Below are 19,887 nucleotides of genomic sequence, written 5' to 3' on the forward strand. Positions count from 1 at the left end.
CTGATCGTGGGACGCGAACCGGCAGTTCGCCGCTGTTCAGCCGAGCAGCTCCGCGAGGTGGACCACGTCGTCGCGAGCCCACGTCCGCTGCCCACCGCCGTGCAGGACGACCCGCGCGTCGTCGTCGCCCAGAGCCACCTCGACCACCTGGCCGATCGGTCCTATCGAGCCGTGCAGCCGGACCGTGTCCCCCGGCTCCAGCTCGTCCGCGCGGCACGTGTCGACGTTGCGGGCCGTCGAGGCGGGCCGCAGCCGCGTCGTGAAGAGCCACCACGAGACGCCGAAGAACACCGGGGTCGTCAACGTCAGGACACCCGCGGCGACCGGGAACTCGGTCACCAGCGCGGCCGCTCCGACCAGCGCCCACAACAGTCCCGCCAGCGCGGCCAGCAGCACCGAGCTCACGGGATGGTCGCCGACCTGCAACCAGCCCGTCGTGCGCACCCAGCCCTCGGCGGTCAGCCCGCGCGGCCGTCCGCCGTCCACCCGCGTGGGCGTCGAGTCGGCGTCCGCGCGTTCGGCGAACAGGTCGACGTGTTCCTCAGTCCGCACGCTGCCACCTCAGCTGTCCCTTGGGGCCGCGGGTGCAGACGATCTCGCTCCCCTTCGGCGACGTCTTGCTCGCCCCTTCGAGGAAGCACCGCTTGCCCACGAATCTGTTGAGCCATTCGTCGTCGCTGGGCTGCCTGGTGGTCGTGGGCGGTGGCTCAGGCGTTGGCTCGTCCGTCGTGGTGGGCACCGGCGGTGGTGCCGTCGTGGTGGTCGTCGCCGGGGGCGGTGTGGTGGTGGTCGAGGTCTGCGGCGTACTGGACGGCGTCGCCAGCGCGTCGTCGCGGTAGCCGGTGCACCCGCCCGCCCACAGACCACGGCGTTGCTGCCGCGCGGCCGACTCGACCGGTGCCAGGTCCCCGCGAGCCGCCAGGTCCGCGGACGCCGTGCCCTCACCCACGATCGTCCACGCGTAGTCCGAGCCGTCCGGCAGCTCCACGTCGACCAGGAGCCGATCGGTGCCGGAGTCGCCGTCACTCTTGACGGTGAGCCGCACCTTCTTGCCGCGCAACAGGTTCTCCGCGACTGCCAGGGACTGCGACTGCCAGCAGGGCGCCGCGTTCACCCCGGCGACGCGGCCGCCGAAGACCCGTCCGGTGCCGGGCTCCACGCCCTCGAACAGGTCCACTCCGGACACCGTGCGGACGGTCACCTCGAAGGAGTCGCCCCTGTGCACGGCCACACCGGGTCCGCCGCGTTCCCCCGGAAGCGCGTCGCCGCTGAAACCGGCCGCACCGGTGACGGCGAGTGCCCCGAGGACACCGACACAGGCGATCGCGAGCCGCGCCCGCTGGCCGCTGCGCCACCAGAAGCGGCGAACGATCCCCGGACCGGTCGTGGGCGTCGGGGGCTCGGAGGCGTTGAGCAAGGGTGCTCCCGGCTGGTTCCGTCGTTGTCCGGGGCAGTGTTGTCGCAGGTAGCGCGACCGTCAAGGACGAAAAAGGTTCAATCGACTTTCTATGTAGTCCTTCACAGCACCGCCTGCTGTGATCGCATCCGCACACAGCGCCACCCGTCATAGGGTGCACGTCGGCAGAAAGTTTCCGTTATCGCCGGCCGCCTGGGACATCTCCTGGTCAGACGACCCCGGACTGGTAGGTGAGGTAGGCATGGCGATGACCGAGGAACCCGGCGTCGCGACCGTGACGGCCGCGCGGGACGGCGACCAGCGTGCGCTCGACGACCTGGTGTGCGGGTACCTGCCCCTCGTCTACAACATCGTCGGGCACGCGCTCGGCGGTCATCCGGACACCGACGACGTGGTCCAGGAGACCATGCTGCGCGCGGTGCACGGCCTGCCGGGGCTGCGCGATCCCGCCGGGTTCCGGTCGTGGCTCGTCGTGATCGCGATGAACCAGATCCGGCTGCGGCACCGCGACCACCAGCGCCTGCCGATCACCGGCCCGGTGCCGGAGGACGTGGCCGACCCCGGCGCGGACTTCGTCGACCTCACGATCATGCGCCTGCAGCTCTCCGGGCAACGCCGCGAGGTCGTCACGGCCACCCGATGGCTCGGCGAGGACGAACGCGAGCTGCTGTCGCTGTGGTGGCTGGAGGCGGCCGGACGGCTGACCCGCGCGGAGGTCGCCAGCGCGCTGGAACTGACCCCGCAGCACACCGCCGTGCGCGTACAACGGGTCAAAGCCCAGCTCGACGCCGGACGCATCGTCGTGCGGACGCTGGAGCGAACGCCGCGCTGCCCGGAACTGGCCTACGTCGTAGCCGAGTGGGACGGCGTGCCCAGTCCGTTGTGGCGCAAGCGGATCGCCCGGCACAGCCGCGACTGCGCCCGGTGCGAACGCTGCGGGCGCGACCTCGCGTCCGTCGAGGGGCTGCTCGCCCGGCTCCCCCTGGTGCCGCTGCCCGCCGCGCTCGGGTTCGACCCGGCCACGCTCACCGGTTCGCAGGTGGCGATCACCCAGGTCACCTCCGCCCCCGCCACCGGCGGCAAGGTCAGCCTGCTCCTGAAGGGCGCGCTGGTGAAACCCATCGCGGCCGCCGCGGCGGCGGTGCTGGCGGCGGCCATCGTGGTCGCCGTGCTGCCCTCGGGCGAGGAGCCGGTCGCCCGCGCGGTCCCGGTGGCCACCGGGACCGCGCCGTCCACCACCGCCTCGTCCGTCCCGTCGTCGGCGCCCCCGTCGACGACCACCACGCCCGCCCAGCCCGTGGTCCCCGTGACGGCGCCGGTGAAGAAGGGCGTCAGCACCTGGAAGTTCGACGGCGTCGGCAAAGCGCTCACCGACGTCCGCGCGGGGTGGTACTACAACTGGGCCGCACACCCCGACGGCATCGCCACACCGCCGAACGTCGAGTTCGTGCCGATGATCTGGGGCACGAAGTTCACCGACGACGCGACCCTCGCCAAGGCGAAGGCGCACGGCAAGGTGCTGCTCGGCTTCAACGAGCCGGACCTCCCCGAGCAGGCGAACATGACCCCCGAACAGGCGCTCGACCTGTGGCCGAAGCTCGCCGCGACCGGCCTGCGCCTCGGCAGCCCCGCCGTCGCGCACAGCGGTGACAAGGCGGGCGGCTGGCTCGACCGGTTCATGACCGGCGCGGCCCAGCGAGGCCTGCGCGTCGACTTCGTCGCGGTGCACTGGTACGGCTCGGACTTCGGCGACGCGGCCGTCGGCCACCTCCGGAACTACCTCGCCGCGGTGCACGCGCGGTACGGCAAACCGATCTGGCTGACCGAGTACGCACTGATCGACTTCTCGACCGGCACGGCCCGCTTCCCGGCCCAGGCACAGCTCGCCGCCTTCGCGCGCGGCTCCAGCGCGATGATGGAAGGCCTCCCGTACGTCGAGCGCTACGCCTGGTTCGCACTGCCTGCCGAGAAGCCCGGCACCGGCCTCTACACCCTCGGCGGCACCCCGAACGAGGCCGGTGAGGCGTACCGCGCCGCGGGCTGATCCGCCGTCGTCGAGAATCACGGCGTGTCAACCGCGACGAACACCCGCCTGCTGGTCACCACCGGGAGCGCCGGCCCCGCGAGCACCGACCTGGTGATCCCGGCGCTGCTGCTGCGCACCCCCGGCGCGGCGTGGCACCAGCTCGTCCACATCTACGTGCCGTCCGTTCCCACCGTCGCCTTCAGCGGCAGGGACCTCCGCTCGCCCGGCATCACCGAGGCCACCGCCCTGGCCCGCAAAGCGGGCTTCGAGCCGGTCGTCAGGTCGCCGGGCGGGCGGATGGTCGCCTACGACAGCGGCGCCGTCGTGATCGACCACCTCGACAGCACCACGGACATCCGCCACGCGGGCAGCGCGACGTTCGCCGCGAACGCCGAGAGCCACGTCCGGGTACTGCGCGGCCTCGGCGACGTCGACGCCCGCATCGGCGAGGTCGAGGGCGAGTACTGCCCCGGCGAGTACAGCATCAACGTCGGCGGCGTCACGAAGGTCGTGGGCTCCGCGCAACGCGTCACCGCCACAGGTTCCCTGTTCAGCACGGTCGTCCAGGTCGCCGTCTCGGACCGGGTACGCGCCGTGATCACGGACGTGTCGCGCGCGCTCGGCTACGACCTGCGGCAGAGTTCCATCGCCGGTCTGGCCGACTACGCACCGGCGCTGACCTCCGCCGAGGTGGCCGCGGCGTTCGCGGGCGACTACCGCGAGCGGCTCGGGCTGGCCGATGGACCGCTGCCTCCCGCCGTGGTCGCGCACGCGTCTCGGGCCGGCGGTGGTTCGCCGTTCCACGTCGACGACTGGACTCGGGCGAACCCGATGCCGGCGGACCCGCCCGACGCCGAACCGGGCCCAGCCCTGCATCCCTAGGCAGGAGCGAGCGCGTCCACCACGGAAGAGCGCACGCCCAGCACGCTCACCAGTTCCAGTGCCTGCAACGGCCGCAGCACGGCGGCGGTGTTCGCGACGACCACGAGCGCGCTGCCCTGGTGCAGGCACAGGTCCTGGTGTTCGAGCAGCACGCCGATGCCCTGGGCACCGAGGAACCGCACGCCGCTCAGGTCGGCGACGACGGGCGCGGGCGGGGTGACCGACCTGATCGCCTCACCGAGGCGTTCGGCCAGGTCAGGGGCCGTGGTGATGTCGATTTCGCCGGCGACGTGCACGAGGACGGCGGCGCCCACGCTTTCGCATGCTGTGCGGAAGGGGGCTTGACCGTCGGTGAGCACGTGGCAACCTCCAGATACGTCAGCGGCGCATGGCCTTCCAACGGGCTGGCTGCTCAACCCGCGCCGACGGTAGCGCAACCCCCGTGTGCACGCGGCTCGGAGGTCGGCTGCCGAATATCAGGTTCCCTCAGATGGACCACTGAAAGCGGGCGTAGCATCGGTCCTCGTGACCGGTTTCTTCCACGAGACCGCCTTCTACGGCACTGACGACGACTTCCTCGCGCACGCCGTGCCGTTCCTCGAGGACGGCCTGCGCGCTGGAGAGCCGTCCGTCGTGGCGTGCTCCGAGCAGAACACCGAACTGCTGCGCGGCGCGCTGGGTCGCACCGGTGTGATCTTCCGGCAGGGCACCGGCCAGTACTCCCGGCCATCCGATGCCATCGCGAGCTACCTCGACCTCTTCCGCGAGTACACGGTGGGTGGCGCACAGCAGATGCGCGTGATCGGCCAGGTCCCGCACCCCGGCACGGGCGCGCGCTGGGACTGGTGGGCGCGCTACGAGGCCGCGGTGAACCAGGCGTACGCCGAGTTCCCGGTGTGGGGCCTGTGCCCGTACGACACCAGGACGACGCCCGCCGACGTGCTGGCCGACGTGGTGAGCACGCACCCGAACATCGCCACCGCGCCCGGCACGCGCGAGGCCAACTCCGGTTACCGGGTGGGCCTGGCCTCGTCGCCACCCCTTCCGGACGTGCTCGAAGACGGCGTCCCACTGGTCGAGCTCGTCGACCCGGCCGCCGGCACGGTCCGTGAGGCCGTGGGCAACGCGATCGACGGGATGGACCTGGGCGAGGACGCCGCGCACGACGCCGTCTATGCGGCCAGCGAGATCGTCACGAACGGCCTGACGCACGGCGTCGCGCCGGTTCGCTTCCGGCTGTGGGCGGACGGGGCACGCGTGGTGCTCGCGGTGACCGACCACGGGCCCGGCCCGTCCGATCCGACGGCGGGCCTGGTGCCGACGACCGAGACGAGGTCGGCCGGGCTCGGGCTGTGGATCCTGCACCGCACGTGCGACTACGTGTCCATGGGCCGCGACGCCGACGGGTTCACCGTGCGGGTCAGCGTCGGCGGCCAGACGTAGGGCAGGTCGTCCGGCACGTCCGGGAAGAACCGCCGGTAGTGGCCGGGATCCTTGCGTACCAGGGCGGACTGATGGCTGAGGTGCACCTCGTGGTCGCCCAGCCAGGCGGGGAGTTCGTCGGCGGCGGCCAGTTCCTCCTGGGTGCGCACGACGACGATCGCCTTGGCGCGGGCCAGGTCCGAGCGCATCGTCGCCTCACAGGTGTCCTGGAACCCCTGCGACCGCCACTCCGCGCAGATGTCCATGCCGTACCGGACGAGCGCTTCCTCGTGGCCCGCCCACATCTTCACGGCCGGGTGGTGGCGCCAGCCGTGGCCGGGCACCACCAGCGCGCGCTGGATCTGCAGCGTCTCGACCCGCTGCTTGCCAAGGCGCCTGCGGTCCAGCACCCGGGCCGTGGCGGCGAAGTCCGGATACGGCAGGAAGGTCTGCATGCCTCAGAGCACGTACTTCGCCGCTTCGGCGGCGCGTTCCCTGTCGACGTGCACCTCGTACCGGCGTGCCTGCAGGGTCATGGTGCTCGCGAAGTCACGGCGTCCGCGCGTGCTCCAGTGCGCCACGAACCCGAAGACCGCACCCCAGAACGCACCGACCGCGAGGCTGATGAACACGAACCACGCCCAGGCCTGCCCGGCGGTGAACAGCCCGAAGAGCAGACCGATGAACACACCGAACCACGCACCGCTGGCCGTGCCCGCCGCTGCCGCGCGGGCCCGCGTCATGCGTCCGGTCACCTGCTCGACCGTCCGGACACCGTCGCCGATGATCCGCACGCTCTCCACCGGGAACCCGTCGTCGGACATCCGGTCCACGAGCCGCTGGGCGTCGAGGTAGTCGGGGAAACTGGCCAGGAGGGACGACTCCGTCTGGGTCACTTCGTGCTTGATGTCCACGTCCCCCGGTTACCCGCGGACACGGCGTTCCACACGATCAACTTCTCCCCGCACCGAGATACCCACATCACCGGGAGTCGAGGGTGCAGGCACGGCCATCGGGCGCGAGACGCGGCTGAGCAGCCGGTGAGCGAGGGTCAGCAGCATCCGGGCTTCCATCCGCTCGCCGTAGCGCAGGTGCTCGCCCGCGGCTTCGACACATCCCATGACCTGCGGCGGCACCACAGTCGAGCACGCTTCCAGCGCCTCCTGGAGGCTTCTGCGGGCCTCGTCCTCGTCGATGCCCGCCAACGCGGTGCAGACCGCGTTGTCCAGCTTCTCCAGCGCGATCGCGCGCTGCTGCCGTGACGACGGTTCGTCGAGTTCGGTGGTCATGGTCATCGCCTGCTTTCACAGCCGGATCCTTCGCGCCGACTGCTTGACGCGCCCGCGCCCGAATACCCGGTTCGAGCGCCCTCAAACCGGAAGTTCACCGGACGCGACTACCGTGTCGGAATGCGTGTGACCTGGCGCGAGAAGAACGCGCGAGAGTGGATCTCCGAACTCTCCGACCGGATCGGCGTGGCCGGGTGGGCGACCCTCGCCCTCACCCCTGCTCTCGCCGCCGAGGTCGACCAGCACGGCGCCGCGGTGCGCGACATCCTCCTGCTGGGCGTCGAGGGCGCCGGCACGGTGGGCGCTGTCGTGCTCCTCGCCGCGTACGGGCGAGGCCTGCTGGACAACGCACTCGAGGCGGACTGGACACCCACGTCGTGGCTCGGTGCACGCCTGATGGCCGTCTGCGAGCTCGCGCACCTGCACGACGCGAGGCCGTTGACCGACGACGTGCCCGCGCTGCCGAAGCTCACATGAAAACGAGGCGCACCCCAGGGGGTACGCCTCGTCGGTGATCCTCGGTCAGCGCTCGTCGGGCCTCCGCTCGCCGAGCACCGGGTCCGGGCGCGCCGCGGCGGGCACCGGCGCGGTGACGGGTTCGGCCTGAGCCGGGGTACCGGTGCGCCCGGCGTCCTCACGCCCGCGCTGGTACGCCTCCGCCTGGGCCTGGGCCTGCGGCAGTTCCTGCTCCGCACGCCCCAGCCAGCCTTCCCACCGCTGCTGCATCGGCCTCACCAGGCCACCGCCCACACCGACGACGAGGATGCCGCCGACCGTGGCGAGCACCGCGATCAGGACCGGCGTGGTGACCGTCGTGGCGACGCCGATCTGGTTCAGCGCGGCGATGATGCCGAGCGCCCAGATGAAGATCGACGCGATGTTCGCGAGAACGCGGCCGTAGGACAGCCCGCCCAGCGCACCGCCGATGAAGTCCTTGACGGCACTGGCGACCGCGCCCGCCACGACGACGATGATGATCGCGACCGCGGCCTTCGGCAGCCACGACACGATGCCGGTCAGCAGTTCGGAGACGGGGTTCGGGCCCCACACGCCGAACGCGATCTGCAGCGTGATCAGCAGCAACGCGTAGTAGACGAGCTTCGCGAGCAGGTCAGAGGCGTCGTACTTGCTGTTGGAGAGCATCCTGCGGATACCGCCGCGCTCCACGAGACGGTCGAAACCGACGCGTTCGAGCACCTTGTCGACGAGCTTCGCCACCGCTTTCGCGACGAACCAGCCGATCAGCAGGATCAACAGGAACGCCGCGAGCTTGGGCACGAACGTGGCCACGGCGCGCCAGGCGTCGTTCAGCCCCTGTCCGAAGTCCATGTCGAACTCCCTTCGCACGGGCGCCCGGCCGGGCCACCCGCACCTGGCAGTACCCGGCGCGGGCGCCCTTCACACGGACTTCAGGAGACCTGCCGCAGCTCGCGGTCACTGGCCTCGAGGTGTTCCCAGGTCCGGCCGCGCTGGCTGGGCGGCGCGGAACCGTCCGCGGTGCACACCGGGTACACCAGGCCGAAGGGAACCGGCTGATCGAACTCGTCACCGGTGCGAACGTCGACGAGACGACGCAGATGTGCCATGACAACCACTCCTCACGACCGCGCTGAGGACGTACGCGTCCGGGCAACCACCCGAACGGGGGACCTGGGGTTTGGGATCATCGAATACCCCGTGAGCTGCGCGGACATGCGCGACACCGTTGCTACATCAGAGTGAACCTCTCTGTCCACATTGGACTAACGCGCGGTGACCGTCAGGGTGAACGTGCCGTCGTGCGGCACGGTGAGGATCTGCATCCGGCGGCCGGGATAGGTGATCGTGGTCGCCGGACGCAGCCGCGGCTGCAGTTCGCGTGCCCAGTCGAACCGGATCACCGTGCGGCCGCGGGTGAGCGTGAGGCCACGCGAGTCCAGCGCCACCGTGTCGGAATCCCTTACGACCAAAGGAATCTGCTCGGTGGCCGCGCTGCCGGCCCGCACCGACCGCACGATCCGGTCGCCCACCGCCACCTCCGTCACGACCGAACCGGACGGCGTGCGGTAGCGGAACCGGTACGGCTCGCCGCCGAGGAACTCCGCCTCCTGCGGGCCGCGGGAGTCCGGCACCTGACCGGGGAAGACCGTGGCCCAGCACGCGTGGTCGTTGTTGTTCATCGACTGCACCAGCGCGCCCGCGACGGGGTGCCACAGGAACGTCAACCCGGTGCGCGCCAACGACGTCGCCCGGCGCGTGCCGAAGTATCCGCCGACATACCACCGTGGCCGCCGCACGAACAGGAAGTCCTGCCCCTGATCGCTGCGCCGCTCGGTGAAGTGCGCGCGCCGGTAGGGCAGCCGCGCGATGGCCGCCGTCCTTTCGGCACGGCTCGGGTAGCGCTCGCCGTAGATCGCGTGCGTGAGGATGCGCGGTGAGGTGTCCGGCTTGACGAGTGCGGGCACCGGCGCCGTCGAGGCCGCCCAGGCCGCGCGCACGGCGGCCAGGTCCTCGCGGCTCGGCACGAACGCGGCCAGGCCGGGCACCTCCGGCACGAACTGGGCGTTGAGCGCGGTCCGTTCGGGATCGGGCCGCACGTCGGCGTAGAACTTCGAGGACGTGCGGGAGTTCGGGGCGATGTTGGCGAACCAGCCGGAACCGTCCGGCTCGCGCAGCAGGTTGTAGCCGAGCCAGTCGGTGTACCTCCTGGCCATGGTGACGAGGTTCGGGTCGCCGGTCTGCCGCCACGCGTCGGCCAGTTCCGGCAGCATGACCTCGAAGTTGTAGTTGGTGTCCGCACCGGACTCCTCGTAGAAGTACCCGGCGGGGCTCTGGCCCGCCGTCGCCAGCCGCCGGAACGCCTCGGTCAGCCGTTGCCGCAGCACGGCGTCCGGGTCGTGCCTCAGCGCGAGCGCCGCACCGGCGAGGCCGGAGGCCGTCTGGTTCGCCCAGGTGAGCGGCGACTGCCAGACCGTGCCGTTGGACGGGTCGAGGAACCACGTCATGGCCCGCCGCAGCGCCGCGCTGATCTGGATCTGCCGCGACCGCAGCACTCCGGCGCGTTTCAGCAAGGCGTTCGTCTTGCTCAGGTAGCCCATGCCGAACCCGGTCGCCGCCAGCGAGTGCTGGTCCGCCGAGTACTCCGGCCACGAACCGTCGGCGTGCTGCAGCCCGAGGTAATGGCCGAGTCCCGCGTCGAGTGCGGCGAGCACGTTCGCGTTGCCGCGGTACGGGTTCCACGAGCGGGACTGGGTCGCGAACCAGGCCAGCGTGTAGACGTGTTCCTGGACGCGGGCGTTGTACGGGGCGTTGGGGCTGCGCCACCAGCCACCGCCGAAGAAGCCGCTCGCGTTCATGTCCGCGACCATCGGCGAGACGAGCATCAGGTACTGCGCGAACCGCTGCTCGTCCGGTGCGAACGAGCGGCGGTCCGGGGTGACGGGCGGGGGCGCGGGCAAGGCGTGCGCCGGCGCGGGCAGAGCGGCGAGCAGTCCGACGGCCGTCGCACCGGTGATCAGGCTGCGACGGCTGAATGCGTTCACCTGAACTCCAATCGGCCGAAGTCTGGTCGTTTGCAGCTGGGATGGTGAACCACCGGATCAGCAAGACCATCGTGGCCGAGGCTGAACGCACCGGGCGCGGGATCGCCGTCGAGCAACTGACGGGAATCCGCGTGCGGGTACGGCTTCGCAAGCCCCAACGGGCCACCCTGCATTCCTGGGCGTTCGCCCAGCTCGGTCAGTTCCTGACCTACAAGGCCCAGCGGGCCGGTGTGGTGGTGGTGCAGGTCGATCCGGCCTACACCTCGCAGACCTGCCACGCCTGCGGGCACGTCGACAAACGCAACCGCCGCAGTCAGGCGGTGTTCCAGTGTGGCCGGTGTGACTTCGTTGGGCACGCCGACCACAACGCAGCGCTCAACATCGCGGCTCGCGGTGTTGAGCGCCCGGGCGAAGTCATGCGCCCAGACGCAGCGCCCATCCTGGCAGCCAGCTAGGACGGCCGAAGCAAGCCTGGAAACCGCCGCTCGCGGCGGTTGGCAAGCTCGTTCCTTCAGGGACGAGTTCATGACGGGCCTACCTCCTTGATGCGGCACCCTCACCCGCCCGAACCCGGCCCGTCAAGATGCTAATTCGAATTATTACAGGGTTGACGGTGGGACGGGTGCTGTCGCAGACTCCGTGCCAATTCGAATTGGCAGGTGTTCATGGCGAAGAGGCTCACCCAGCAGGACATCGCCCGGATGGCGGGCGTCAGCCAGGCCACGGTGTCGCTGGTGCTCAACAACCGGACCGACAGCGGCGTCCGGATCGCGGAGGAGACGCGGGCGAGGGTGCTCGAGGTGATCCGCCGGACCGGTTACGTGGCGAACCCGATCGCGCGCCGGTTGCACGACCAGCGCAACCGCATCCTCGGCGTCTTCACCTACGAGGCCGTCTTCCCGAGCACCCGCGCGGACTTCTACCAGCCGTTCCTCGAGGGCATCGAGGAACAGGCGGAGGAGGCCGGCTGCGACCTGCTGCTGTTCACCAGCGCCAAGGCGACGAGCGGGAAGCGGCGGATCTTCAGCGACGACAGCAGGATCCGGCTCGCGGACGGCTGTGTGCTGCTCGGTCGTTCGATCGACCGCGACGACCTGGCCCAGCTCGTCAAGGAGGCCATCCCGTTCGTCTCGGTCGGACGGCGTGACGACGCGGGCGGCCCCGTGCCGCACGTCGGCGCCGACTACGCCGCCGCCGTGCGGGACCTGGTGGACCGCGCGGTGGCTCTCGGGCACCGCGAGCTCGCCTACGCAGGCGCCGGAACGGGCGCGGAGTCGTCGGCCGACCGGCTGCGCGGGTTCAAGCAAGCCGTTGCGGCGCATGGGGTCAAGGGCACGCACGTGCAGTCCGCAGGCCTAGGTCAGCTGCTCGGCGCCGGTGTCACGTGCGTGCTCGCCGAGGAGCTCTCCGACGGTGCCGCGCTCGTCCTCGCCGCCCGCGAGCGCGGCCTGTCGGTCCCCGGCGACCTGTCCGTGCTGACGCTCGGCGCCGCCACCCGGCCCGCACCGGACGACGTCCGGCTCACCGGTTTCCGCATTCCGCGCCGCGAGATGGGCCGGCGGGCGGTGCAGGCGCTGACCGAGGTGCTCGAACACGGCACCACCCCGCAGGAGCTGCTGGCCTGCGAGTTCGTCGAAGGCACCACGCTGGGCCACTCCACCGCTCAGCGTTGATCTGGAGGAATCTGTTGCCGCACAACACTGACGTCGTCGTAGTAGGCGGCGGGCTGGGCGGGGTCGCCGCGGCCCTCGCCCTGCTGCGCGCCGGCCGCCGAGTCGTGCTCACCGAGGAGTTCGAGTGGCTCGGCGGGCAGCTCACCAGCCAGGCCGTGCCGCCGGACGAGCACAGCTGGGTCGAGCGCTTCGGCGTCACCGCGTCGTACCGCGCGCTGCGCGACGGCATCCGCGACCACTACCGCCGCCACTACCCCCTGACGCCGCGGGCACGGGCGTGGCGCGAGCTCAACCCCGGCGCGGGCAACGTGAGCCGGCTCTGCCACGAGCCCCGCGTCGCCGTCGCCGTGATCGACGAGATGCTGGCCCCTTACCGGGGCAGCGGCAGGCTCACCGTCCTGCAGCCCGCCCGGCCGATCTCCGCGCGCACCGACGGCGACCGGATCGTGTCGGTCACCGTCGAGCACAACGGCACCGAGGTCGAACTGGCCGCGCCGTACATCCTCGACGCGACCGAGACCGGCGAGCTGCTCCCGTTGTCCGGCACCGAGTACGTGACGGGCTTCGAGTCCACCCTGGACACCGGCGAGCCCAGCGCGCCCGAGACCGCCCAGCCGGCGAACATGCAGGCGATGTCGGTGTGCTTCGCGATCGACCACGTCGACGGCGACCACACCATCGACAGGCCCGAGCGGTACGACTTCTGGCGCGAGTACCAGCCCGCCTACTGGGGCGACCGGATGCTGTCGTTCCGCTCCCCCGACCCGCGCACGCTGACCACCGCCGAGCGCACGTTCACCCCGAACCCGGACGACGACCCGCTGTCGGTGCTCTCCGACCAGCGGCTCAGCGCGGGCGACGGCAACCTGTGGACGTTCCGCCGCATCGCCGCGCGCCGCAACTTCACCGAAGGCGCCTACGACAGCGACATCTGCCTGGTCAACTGGCCGATGATCGACTACTTCGAGTCGCCGGTGATCGACGTGCCGGACGCGGACAGGCACATCGCGGCGGCCCGAGAGCTGTCGAAGTCGGTGCTGTACTGGTTGCAGACCGAGGCACCGCGGCAGGACGGCGGCACCGGCTTCCCCGGTCTGCGGCTGCGCGGCGATGTCACCGGCAGCGCGGACGGCCTGGCCCAGGCGCCCTACATCCGTGAGTCACGGCGGATGCGGACCGAGTACACGATCGTCGAGCAGGACCTCTCGCTCGCCGTGCGCGGCGACAAGGGCGCCGTGCAGCACGCCGACGCCGTGGGTGTCGGCATGTACCGCATCGACCTGCATCCCTCCACCGGCGGCGACAACTACCTCGACATCGCCAGCTGCCCGTTCGAGATCCCGCTCGGCGCGCTCATCCCCCAGCGCGTCGAGAACCTGCTCCCGGCGGGCAAGAACATCGGCACCACCCACATCACCAACGGTTCCCATCGGCTGCACCCGGTCGAGTGGAACGTCGGAGAGGTCGCGGGCGCGCTCGCGGACTTCTGCCTGGCGCACCGAGTCACCCCTCGCGCGGTGCGCAACACCCCCGGCCTGCTCGCGGACTTCCAGCACCGGCTGGAACGCGACGGGGTCGAGCTCCGCTGGCCGGACGTGTCCGGTTACTGACACAGGGAGACGACGTGACAAAGCTGTCCCGCCTCACCGCTCTGATCGTCGCCGCACTGCTGGCGCTCACCGCCTGCAGCGGTTCGTCCGCGCAGTCCGGCCCCAAGTCGCTGCGCATGACCGTGTGGACCGCCAACGAGGCGCATCTCAAGCTGCTCAACGAGATCGCGGCCGAGTACAAGGCGTCGCACCCGGACGTCACCGAGATCAAGTTCGACACGATCCCGGCCGACGGCTACACCACCACGCTCACCACCCAGATCGCCGGCGGCAACGCGCCGGACCTGGCGTGGATCCTCGAGGAGTCCGCGCCGGACTTCGTGTCCTCCGGCGCGCTCGCGCCCATCAAGGCCAAGGTGGAGAAGGCCGACGAGCTCGTGCCGTCCGCCACGAAGCTGTGGGAGAAGGACGGCGAGCTCTACGCGTACCCGTTCTCCACCTCGCCGTTCGGGCTGTTCGTCAACACCGACCTGGTGCGGGAACTGCCGAAGACCTGGGAGCAGGCTGTCGCGGCCTCGGCCGGCAAGAACCTCGTGCTGCCGGACTTCAAGTACCAGAACTGGGCGGTGCTCTCGGCGATCTGGCGCGGCTGGGGCGCGAACGCGTGGAGCGAGGACGGCAGGACGTGCGGCTTCTCCAGCCAGGAGATGAAGGACGCCATGACGTTCGTCCACAAGGCGATCTTCACGGACAAGGCGATCCCGGGCCCCGGCACGACCGTGGACTTCTTCGCGGGCAACGCGGCCATGGCCATCAGCCAGATCTCGCGGGCGGGCGCGTTGAAGGACGCCAAGTTCGGCTGGACGCTGCTGCCGCTGCCGCAGGGCCCGAAAGGTGACTACGCGGTGATCGGCCAGGCCGGTGTCGGCGTGCTGAAGCGGTCGAAGAACGCCGACGCCGCCGCGGACTTCCTGGGCTTCTTCACCAACGCGGCCAACTCCGCGAAGCTCGCCCAGTTCTTCCCGCCGGTCCGCCAGTCGCTGCTCAACGCGGACACGCTGGCCAAGAGCAACCCCTTGCTCAAGCCGGAGCAGCTGCAGTCGGTCGTGATCGACGGCATCAGCAAGGGCGTGACGAAGCCCAGCCACCAGGGCCAGGAGGAGCTGAACCAGACGATCCGCGCGGCACTCGACCCGTTGTGGCAGCCGGACGCGAACATCGGCCAGGTGCTCGACGGCGTGTGCGAGAAGATCAAGCCGTTGCTGGAGCGCCAGTGACGTTCTGGACGTATCGCAGGCGCGACAACCTGGTCGGCTACCTGTTCGTCGCGCCTGCTCTGCTCGGCAGCCTCGCGTTCGTGCTCATCCCGCTGGGGATGGTCGGCTGGTACAGCCTCAACGAGTGGAACGTGCTCGGCGGGACGTTCGAGTTCATCGGCGGCGAGAACTACAAACAGCTTCTCGCCGACGAGAAGCTGCGCGACTCGCTCGTCGCCACCGCCTGGTTCGCCGCCGGACTGGTGGTGCTGAACCTGTCCCTGGCGTTGCTGCTCGCGGTGCTGCTCAACCAGAAACTGCGCGGCACCACGCTGTTCCGCACGCTGTTCTTCTCCCCCGTGCTGGTGTCGCTGGTGGCCTGGACGCTGGTCTGGCAGCTCATGTTGCAGCCGGAGGGGAGCGTGAACGGGCTGCTCGGCGTCTTCGGCGTCGACGGCCCGAACTGGCTGCGGGGTGAGACCACGGCGATGGTGGCGGTGATCGTCGTGCAGGTGATCAAGAACGTCGGGCTGAACATGGTGCTGTTCCTCGCGGCACTGCAAGGGGTTCCGGCGCCGTTGTACGAGGCCGCGAAGATCGACGGCGCGGGCGCGTGGAGGCGGTTCCGGAGCATCACGATCCCGTTGATCAGCCCGACGATCCTGCTCACGTCGATCATCACGATCGTCGGCTCGCTGCAGGTGTTCGCGCAGATCGCGGTGCTCACCCAGGGCGGTCCGGGCACGTCCACGACCGTGTTGATCTACTACCTGTACCAGCAGGCGTTCCAGTTCCACCACTTCGGCTACGGCGCGACGATCTCGGTGCTGCTGTTCGTCATCGTGGCCGCTCTGACGTTGCTGCAGTGGCAGATGCGCCGGAAGTGGGTGCTCCATGAATCGTAAGGTCGCCCTCTACGGGTTGCTGTGCCTGCTGTGCGTGCCGTTCGTGTTCCCGACGTGGTGGATGGTCACCTCGTCGATGAAACCGATCAGCGAGATCTTCTCCGAGTCGCTGCTGCCGTCGGAGTGGACGTTCTCCACGTACGAGACGGTGTTCAGGATGCAGCCGTTCGGGCAGCAGTACTGGAACAGCCTCTACATCGCGGTGGTCGTCACCGCCGGCACGATGGCCGTCGCGGCGCTCGCGGGCTACGCGTTCGCACGCATCCGGTTCCCCGGCCAGAACGCGCTGTTCGTGGTGGTGCTGACCGGCCTGCTCATCCCGAGCGAGGTCACGATCGTCCCGTTGTTCCAGATGTTCCAGTCGCTCGGGATGACGAACACGCACTGGCCGCTGATCATCGTGCCGATCTTCGGGGCACCGTGCGTGCTGGCGATCTTCATCATGCGCCAGTTCTTCGTCGCGCTGCCGCCGGAGCTGGAGGAGGCCGCCCGCATGGACGGCCTGGGCCGCGCCGGGATCTTCTACCGGATCGCCCTGCCACTGTCCCGGCCCGCACTGGGCGCGGTCGCGATCTTCACGTTCCTGCACTCGTGGAACCTGTACCTGGAGCCGATCGTGTACCTGTCCACACCGGACATGTTCACGCTGCCACAGGCACTGACCCAGTTCGTGGACATCTACGGCGGCCCGATGTGGAACGTCCAGCTGGCCGCGGCGACGATGACGGCCGTGCCGATCCTGGTGGTGTTCGTGGTGGCGCAGCGGCAGTTCATCGAGGGCCTCGCGCACACGGGCGTCAAGGGGTGATCGCCCCGGAGATCGCGGCGGCGGTGGACTTCTCCCGGCCACCGCTGACCGCGGCCGGGATCGCGGCCAGGCGTGCGTCGAACGGTCTCGCCTCCCCGGTCGTCGCCGGCACGTCCGCGGGCGGCGGGCCCGCGGCGCCGCGCCCGAGCCACGCGGATGGCGTGGCTCAGGCGGACGCTCTACCGGTAACGCGGATGCGTGGTGTGCCATTCGAAGCCGCCACCCATCCAGGCCTTGGTGCCCTTCAGGAACCGGTGCAGCTCCACCGACGGCACCGCGAGCAACGCCTTGTGCCCTGCCTCGAAGTCGCGCACCAGCTGGTTGTGCAGCTCCACGGTCCGTGCGGTGGCCTCGGCGATCGAGCACTCACGGTCCGCGGCGATCTGCAGCACCATGTTGCAGACCGGCTTCTCGTCGGCGGCGTCCTTCTCCACCGACACCAGGTCGTTCACCATCACCGACGCCGTGCCCGCGGCCGTGAGCAGCCGCCGCACGCGCGGGTCGTAGTACAGCGGCGCGGGCAGCTCGTAGCCGCCGACGGCGTCGATCAGCGTCATCGACGTGTAGAAGGTGTCGTGCTGCCTTGTCGCGAGGTACTGCCACGCGGGCGGATAGTTGCCGGTGTGCCGCCAAGCCGCGTAGGCGCCCCACGACACGAACATCGCGAACGTCGAGTAGCAGACCCGTTGCACCACGGTGGCCGTGCTGCGCGACGTGAGGTGCGCGATGCCCGAGCGCAGGCCGACGAGCACCGGGTCGGCCGCGATCCTCTCCTCCAGGTCCACGGTGAACTCGGCGGCGGGCGCGACCGGGTCCATCGCGGCCATCGCCAGGGCCAGGCGCGGCGGCAGCTCGGCCGGGATCGCGCCCATCTCGGTGTCGTCCGCGTACAGGTCGTCGGCGGCCCACCACGCCGCGTTCAGCTTCGCCGCGATCAGCAGCTGGTCGACGTCGTCGGTGTCCACGTGGGTCAGCACCGCGAGCCGGCCGAACATGCCGCCCAGGAACCGTTCCGGCTCTTCGAACCCGCACTCCTGCGCCCACGCGACGAGGCGCTCGTCCACGGCGGCCGCCAGCAGGGCGTCCTCGCGTTCGAGCACCGGCACGTACAGCGGTGGCGCGGTGCCGTCACCCCACGGGCGTTCGGCATAGCCGGGTTCGGGCGGCGGTTGCACGGCCTCGGGCCGCCCGAGCCGGGCAGCGGAGGTGCCCAGCCCGGACGGCCCGGTGAGGAGGTCCTTCATCAGATGCGGTCCGCGACGATCAGCAGGTAGTGGAAGCTGCCTTCCTTGTAGGCCGTCAGGAACGGGTCCTCGACGCCGGTCGCGACCGACGACTGCGCGCGCAGCTCCCAGTACGGGATGGTCTCCGGCGTCAGGTCGACCACGCTGATCGGCACGAACCCGTTGTCCGCCAACGCCCTGAAGTACTCGCTGCGCGGGTGGATGTTGCAGATGTAGTGCTGGTCGATCTGGCTGACGGCCCGCGACCGCAGTCCCGTCAGGTCGTTGGAGCAGCCGGTGATGCAGACGTACCGGCCGCCGGGGGCGATCAGGCGCGCGAACTCGCCGTACAGCTGCTGGAGGTCCACGTACATCGTGGTCTCGTTGGTCCAGATGCCGTTGAACGAGCCGGTCTCGAAGCCGGTGTCGAGCATGTTCTTGAAGTGGAACCGCACCTGGTCGGCGACCCCGCGCTCGACGGCCTGGTTGTTGGCGAAGGCGACCTGTTCCTCGGAGATGCTGACGCCGTCGATGCGGGCACCGAACCGGGCGTTGGCCATGAAGCTGGTGCCACCACGCCCGGAGCCGCCGTCCATCAGGTGGCCACCGGCGGGAACGTCGCCGAACGCGTCGAGCAGCACCTCGGCCTGCGCGGTCTCCAGCCGGTGCATCTCGGCGATCATCACCTGGTCGCGCACCTCGGCGGGCGCCTGCAGCACCGCCGGGTCGTACTGGCCGAGCCCGTAGTGGTGGTGGTAGAGCCCGTCCACCTCACCGAGCTTGATGTTGACCGGGTCCTTCTCCTTGTTCCAGTACTCCGCGACGGAACGCTGGTAGTCGGTGCGCAGAACCGGCTTCACAGTGGGGCTCGCCATGACCTGAGTGGCTCCTGTTCGTTGGAACGCTCACTGCCGAACAGCAACTGACCTTTGCAGCTGACGGACCAATCGGCGATCCGCCGATCAGGCTTGGTTCGGACACGAACGGGTAGGCCGATGTCGCGTTCCGGTGGGCCTCCTAACCCGTACAAGCACATAGTTATCCCCACTTTCGTGGGTTCTCTGCCGCCCGACCGGATGACAAACCGGGCCAGGATTCCACGTCGGCTGGACGAGCCCGTGGCGCGTCGTCACCTGTTTCACGCGTTCTGACGCAGCGCCCGCACTTCGTCCCTGAGTGCCCGGACCTCCAGCAGCAGCAGGTCGTCGTGCGCCGCGGAACGGGGCGCGGGCAGCATGACCTCCTCCTGCATCGCGCTGCAGACCACCGCGATGAACAGGTTGAGCATCGTGAACGACCCCAGCATCAGGTAGATGAGGAAGAAGATCCACGCGTAGGGCTTCTGCTCCATCAGGTCGCGCATCACGTCCGACCAGCCGTCGCCCGTCGTGATCTGGAACAGCGTCAGCAACGTCGGGCCGAGGCCCGCGAAGCGCGGGTCTCCGGTGTCGCCGAACAGGTTGCTCGCGATCACGCCGCCGACGTAGACGAGCAGCACCAGCAGACCGGACAACGACAGCAGGCCCGGGATGGAGCGCACCAGCGCCGTGACGACCCGGCGCATGCTCGGCACCATCGCGACGAGCCGCAGCGCGCGCAGGATCCTGAAGCTGCGCAACACGGACAACGGTCCCGCGGTCGGGATCAGCGCCACGACGACGATCACGAAGTCGAAGACGTTCCAAGGGCCTTTGAAGAACTTCCAGCCGGACGCGTACAGCCGGGCCGAGAGCTCCGCCGCGAAGATCGCCAGTGCCAGGTGGTCGATCGTCGTCAGTACGGGGCCGAACTTCGCGTGCAGGACGGTCGACGTCTCCGCCCCCAGGGTGACCGCGTTGACCACGATCACGCCGACGATGAACATCTGGAACCGGTTGCTCTCCACGAACTCGCCGACGCGGGCGCGCACCATCAT

23 protein-coding genes are annotated in these 19,887 nt (G+C 70.0%); 10 read left to right on the forward strand and 13 right to left on the reverse strand.

What is annotated here, in order from left to right:
* Positions 1–36 precede the first annotated feature (36 nt).
* Complete coding sequence (locus tag BLR21_RS06600; protein WP_090004789.1) at positions 37–552, reverse strand: hypothetical protein; 516 nt, start codon at positions 550–552, stop codon at positions 37–39.
* The gene (locus BLR21_RS06605) at positions 542–1,417 is read right to left on the reverse strand and encodes a thermonuclease family protein (RefSeq protein ID WP_090004790.1); all 876 of its coding nucleotides are present in this window, start codon (positions 1,415–1,417) and stop codon (positions 542–544) included. The genes BLR21_RS06600 and BLR21_RS06605 overlap by 11 nt, the downstream gene beginning before the upstream one ends.
* A gap of 241 nt (positions 1,418–1,658) precedes the next feature.
* Between BLR21_RS06605 and BLR21_RS06610 the strand changes: the two genes are divergently transcribed.
* Together BLR21_RS06610 and BLR21_RS06615 are read left to right on the forward strand one after the other, a co-directional pair.
* Positions 1,659–3,461: a sigma-70 family RNA polymerase sigma factor gene (locus BLR21_RS06610; protein ID WP_218130776.1), complete on the forward strand. Its 1,803-nt coding sequence runs from the start codon at positions 1,659–1,661 to the stop codon at positions 3,459–3,461.
* Between the two features lie 24 nt (positions 3,462–3,485).
* A complete protein-coding gene (locus BLR21_RS06615) occupies positions 3,486–4,325 on the forward strand; it encodes a lipoyl protein ligase domain-containing protein (RefSeq protein ID WP_090004791.1) in 840 nt (279 codons plus the stop codon).
* On the opposite strand, the gene BLR21_RS06620 is transcribed toward BLR21_RS06615, so the two are convergent.
* A complete protein-coding gene (locus tag BLR21_RS06620; RefSeq protein WP_256334507.1) occupies positions 4,322–4,684 on the reverse strand; it encodes an STAS domain-containing protein in 363 nt (120 codons plus the stop codon). The two genes, BLR21_RS06615 and BLR21_RS06620, sit on opposite strands and share 4 nt — an antisense overlap.
* Before the next feature lie 166 nt (positions 4,685–4,850).
* Between BLR21_RS06620 and BLR21_RS06625 the strand changes: the two genes are divergently transcribed.
* Positions 4,851–5,768 (forward strand): sensor histidine kinase, encoded by a 918-nt coding sequence (locus tag BLR21_RS06625; RefSeq protein ID WP_090004793.1) that lies wholly within the window; start codon positions 4,851–4,853, stop codon positions 5,766–5,768.
* Here the strand turns inward: BLR21_RS06625 and BLR21_RS06630 are convergent.
* The 3 genes from BLR21_RS06630 to BLR21_RS06640 are packed head-to-tail and all read right to left on the reverse strand — an operon-like array spanning position 5,702 to position 7,036.
* Entirely contained in the window at positions 5,702–6,202 is a 501-nt protein-coding gene (locus BLR21_RS06630) for an MSMEG_6728 family protein (RefSeq protein WP_090004794.1), read from the reverse strand. The two genes, BLR21_RS06625 and BLR21_RS06630, sit on opposite strands and share 67 nt — an antisense overlap.
* A gap of 3 nt (positions 6,203–6,205) precedes the next feature.
* Complete coding sequence (locus BLR21_RS06635) at positions 6,206–6,661, reverse strand: general stress protein (protein WP_090004795.1); 456 nt, start codon at positions 6,659–6,661, stop codon at positions 6,206–6,208.
* Between the two features lie 9 nt (positions 6,662–6,670).
* Positions 6,671–7,036, reverse strand: coding sequence for a hypothetical protein (locus BLR21_RS06640; RefSeq protein WP_143027633.1), 366 nt, complete (start codon positions 7,034–7,036; stop codon positions 6,671–6,673).
* Between the two features lie 120 nt (positions 7,037–7,156).
* Between BLR21_RS06640 and BLR21_RS06645 the strand changes: the two genes are divergently transcribed.
* Entirely contained in the window at positions 7,157–7,513 is a 357-nt protein-coding gene (locus tag BLR21_RS06645) for a DUF6401 family natural product biosynthesis protein (protein ID WP_090004797.1), read from the forward strand.
* A 45-nt stretch (positions 7,514–7,558) separates the two neighbouring features.
* On the opposite strand, the gene BLR21_RS06650 is transcribed toward BLR21_RS06645, so the two are convergent.
* The 3 genes from BLR21_RS06650 to BLR21_RS06655 form a co-directional block, all read right to left on the reverse strand.
* The gene (locus BLR21_RS06650; protein ID WP_090004798.1) at positions 7,559–8,365 is read right to left on the reverse strand and encodes a mechanosensitive ion channel family protein; all 807 of its coding nucleotides are present in this window, start codon (positions 8,363–8,365) and stop codon (positions 7,559–7,561) included.
* A gap of 80 nt (positions 8,366–8,445) precedes the next feature.
* Positions 8,446–8,622 (reverse strand): hypothetical protein, encoded by a 177-nt coding sequence (locus tag BLR21_RS42320; protein ID WP_176929508.1) that lies wholly within the window; start codon positions 8,620–8,622, stop codon positions 8,446–8,448.
* Between the two features lie 156 nt (positions 8,623–8,778).
* On the reverse strand, positions 8,779–10,557 hold the full coding sequence (locus BLR21_RS06655) for a hypothetical protein (RefSeq protein ID WP_090004799.1): 1,779 nt from the start codon (positions 10,555–10,557) through the stop codon (positions 8,779–8,781).
* Positions 10,558–10,601: 44 nt separating this feature from the next.
* On the opposite strand from BLR21_RS06655, the gene BLR21_RS06660 reads away from it, so the two are divergent.
* The 6 genes from BLR21_RS06660 to BLR21_RS06685 all read left to right on the forward strand — a co-directional run bounded on the left by BLR21_RS06660 (position 10,602) and on the right by BLR21_RS06685 (position 16,749).
* Positions 10,602–11,012, forward strand: coding sequence for an RNA-guided endonuclease InsQ/TnpB family protein (locus BLR21_RS06660; protein ID WP_218130777.1), 411 nt, complete (start codon positions 10,602–10,604; stop codon positions 11,010–11,012).
* A gap of 210 nt (positions 11,013–11,222) precedes the next feature.
* On the forward strand, positions 11,223–12,230 hold the full coding sequence (locus BLR21_RS06665) for a LacI family DNA-binding transcriptional regulator (RefSeq protein WP_090005088.1): 1,008 nt from the start codon (positions 11,223–11,225) through the stop codon (positions 12,228–12,230).
* Positions 12,231–12,244: 14 nt separating this feature from the next.
* Entirely contained in the window at positions 12,245–13,840 is a 1,596-nt protein-coding gene (locus BLR21_RS06670) for an FAD-dependent oxidoreductase (RefSeq protein ID WP_276526488.1), read from the forward strand.
* Positions 13,841–13,854: 14 nt separating this feature from the next.
* Complete coding sequence (locus BLR21_RS06675) at positions 13,855–15,057, forward strand: ABC transporter substrate-binding protein (RefSeq protein WP_090004800.1); 1,203 nt, start codon at positions 13,855–13,857, stop codon at positions 15,055–15,057.
* Positions 15,054–15,941, forward strand: coding sequence for a carbohydrate ABC transporter permease (locus BLR21_RS06680; protein ID WP_256334508.1), 888 nt, complete (start codon positions 15,054–15,056; stop codon positions 15,939–15,941). Before BLR21_RS06675 ends, BLR21_RS06680 begins: the two co-directional genes overlap by 4 nt.
* Positions 15,931–16,749: a carbohydrate ABC transporter permease gene (locus tag BLR21_RS06685; RefSeq protein WP_090004802.1), complete on the forward strand. Its 819-nt coding sequence runs from the start codon at positions 15,931–15,933 to the stop codon at positions 16,747–16,749. Before BLR21_RS06680 ends, BLR21_RS06685 begins: the two co-directional genes overlap by 11 nt.
* Here the strand turns inward: BLR21_RS06685 and BLR21_RS43580 are convergent.
* The 4 genes from BLR21_RS43580 to BLR21_RS06700 all read right to left on the reverse strand — a co-directional run bounded on the left by BLR21_RS43580 (position 16,739) and on the right by BLR21_RS06700 (position 19,887).
* Positions 16,739–16,861, reverse strand: a complete 123-nt coding sequence (locus BLR21_RS43580; protein WP_256334509.1) for a hypothetical protein — start codon at positions 16,859–16,861, stop codon at positions 16,739–16,741. The two genes, BLR21_RS06685 and BLR21_RS43580, sit on opposite strands and share 11 nt — an antisense overlap.
* A 67-nt stretch (positions 16,862–16,928) precedes the next feature.
* Positions 16,929–17,993: a family 2 encapsulin nanocompartment cargo protein terpene cyclase gene (locus tag BLR21_RS06690; protein WP_090004803.1), complete on the reverse strand. Its 1,065-nt coding sequence runs from the start codon at positions 17,991–17,993 to the stop codon at positions 16,929–16,931.
* Positions 17,993–18,847, reverse strand: coding sequence for a geranyl diphosphate 2-C-methyltransferase (locus BLR21_RS06695; RefSeq protein WP_090004804.1), 855 nt, complete (start codon positions 18,845–18,847; stop codon positions 17,993–17,995). The genes BLR21_RS06690 and BLR21_RS06695 overlap by 1 nt, the downstream gene beginning before the upstream one ends.
* Before the next feature lie 263 nt (positions 18,848–19,110).
* Complete coding sequence (locus BLR21_RS06700; RefSeq protein WP_090005091.1) at positions 19,111–19,887, reverse strand: ion transporter; 777 nt, start codon at positions 19,885–19,887, stop codon at positions 19,111–19,113.

It is taken from the genome of Lentzea albidocapillata subsp. violacea, assembly GCF_900100275.1.
In the GTDB taxonomy this organism is placed as follows: Bacteria; Actinomycetota; Actinomycetes; order Mycobacteriales; family Pseudonocardiaceae; genus Lentzea; species Lentzea violacea.

Coding starts and splice junctions, on each gene's coding strand:
- BLR21_RS06610 (WP_218130776.1), top strand. CDS start 1,659: ATGGCGATGACCGAGGAACCCGGCGTCGCGACCGTGACGGCCGCGCGG.
- BLR21_RS06630 (WP_090004794.1), bottom strand. CDS start 6,202: ATGCAGACCTTCCTGCCGTATCCGGACTTCGCCGCCACGGCCCGGGTG.
- BLR21_RS06640 (WP_143027633.1), bottom strand. CDS start 7,036: ATGACCACCGAACTCGACGAACCGTCGTCACGGCAGCAGCGCGCGATC.
- BLR21_RS06645 (WP_090004797.1), top strand. CDS start 7,157: ATGCGTGTGACCTGGCGCGAGAAGAACGCGCGAGAGTGGATCTCCGAA.
- BLR21_RS06650 (WP_090004798.1), bottom strand. CDS start 8,365: ATGGACTTCGGACAGGGGCTGAACGACGCCTGGCGCGCCGTGGCCACG.
- BLR21_RS42320 (WP_176929508.1), bottom strand. CDS start 8,622: ATGGCACATCTGCGTCGTCTCGTCGACGTTCGCACCGGTGACGAGTTC.
- BLR21_RS06665 (WP_090005088.1), top strand. CDS start 11,223: ATGGCGAAGAGGCTCACCCAGCAGGACATCGCCCGGATGGCGGGCGTC.
- BLR21_RS06685 (WP_090004802.1), top strand. CDS start 15,931: ATGAATCGTAAGGTCGCCCTCTACGGGTTGCTGTGCCTGCTGTGCGTG.
- BLR21_RS06690 (WP_090004803.1), bottom strand. CDS start 17,993: ATGAAGGACCTCCTCACCGGGCCGTCCGGGCTGGGCACCTCCGCTGCC.
- BLR21_RS06695 (WP_090004804.1), bottom strand. CDS start 18,847: ATGGCGAGCCCCACTGTGAAGCCGGTTCTGCGCACCGACTACCAGCGT.
- BLR21_RS06700 (WP_090005091.1), bottom strand. CDS start 19,887: ATGATGGTGCGCGCCCGCGTCGGCGAGTTCGTGGAGAGCAACCGGTTC.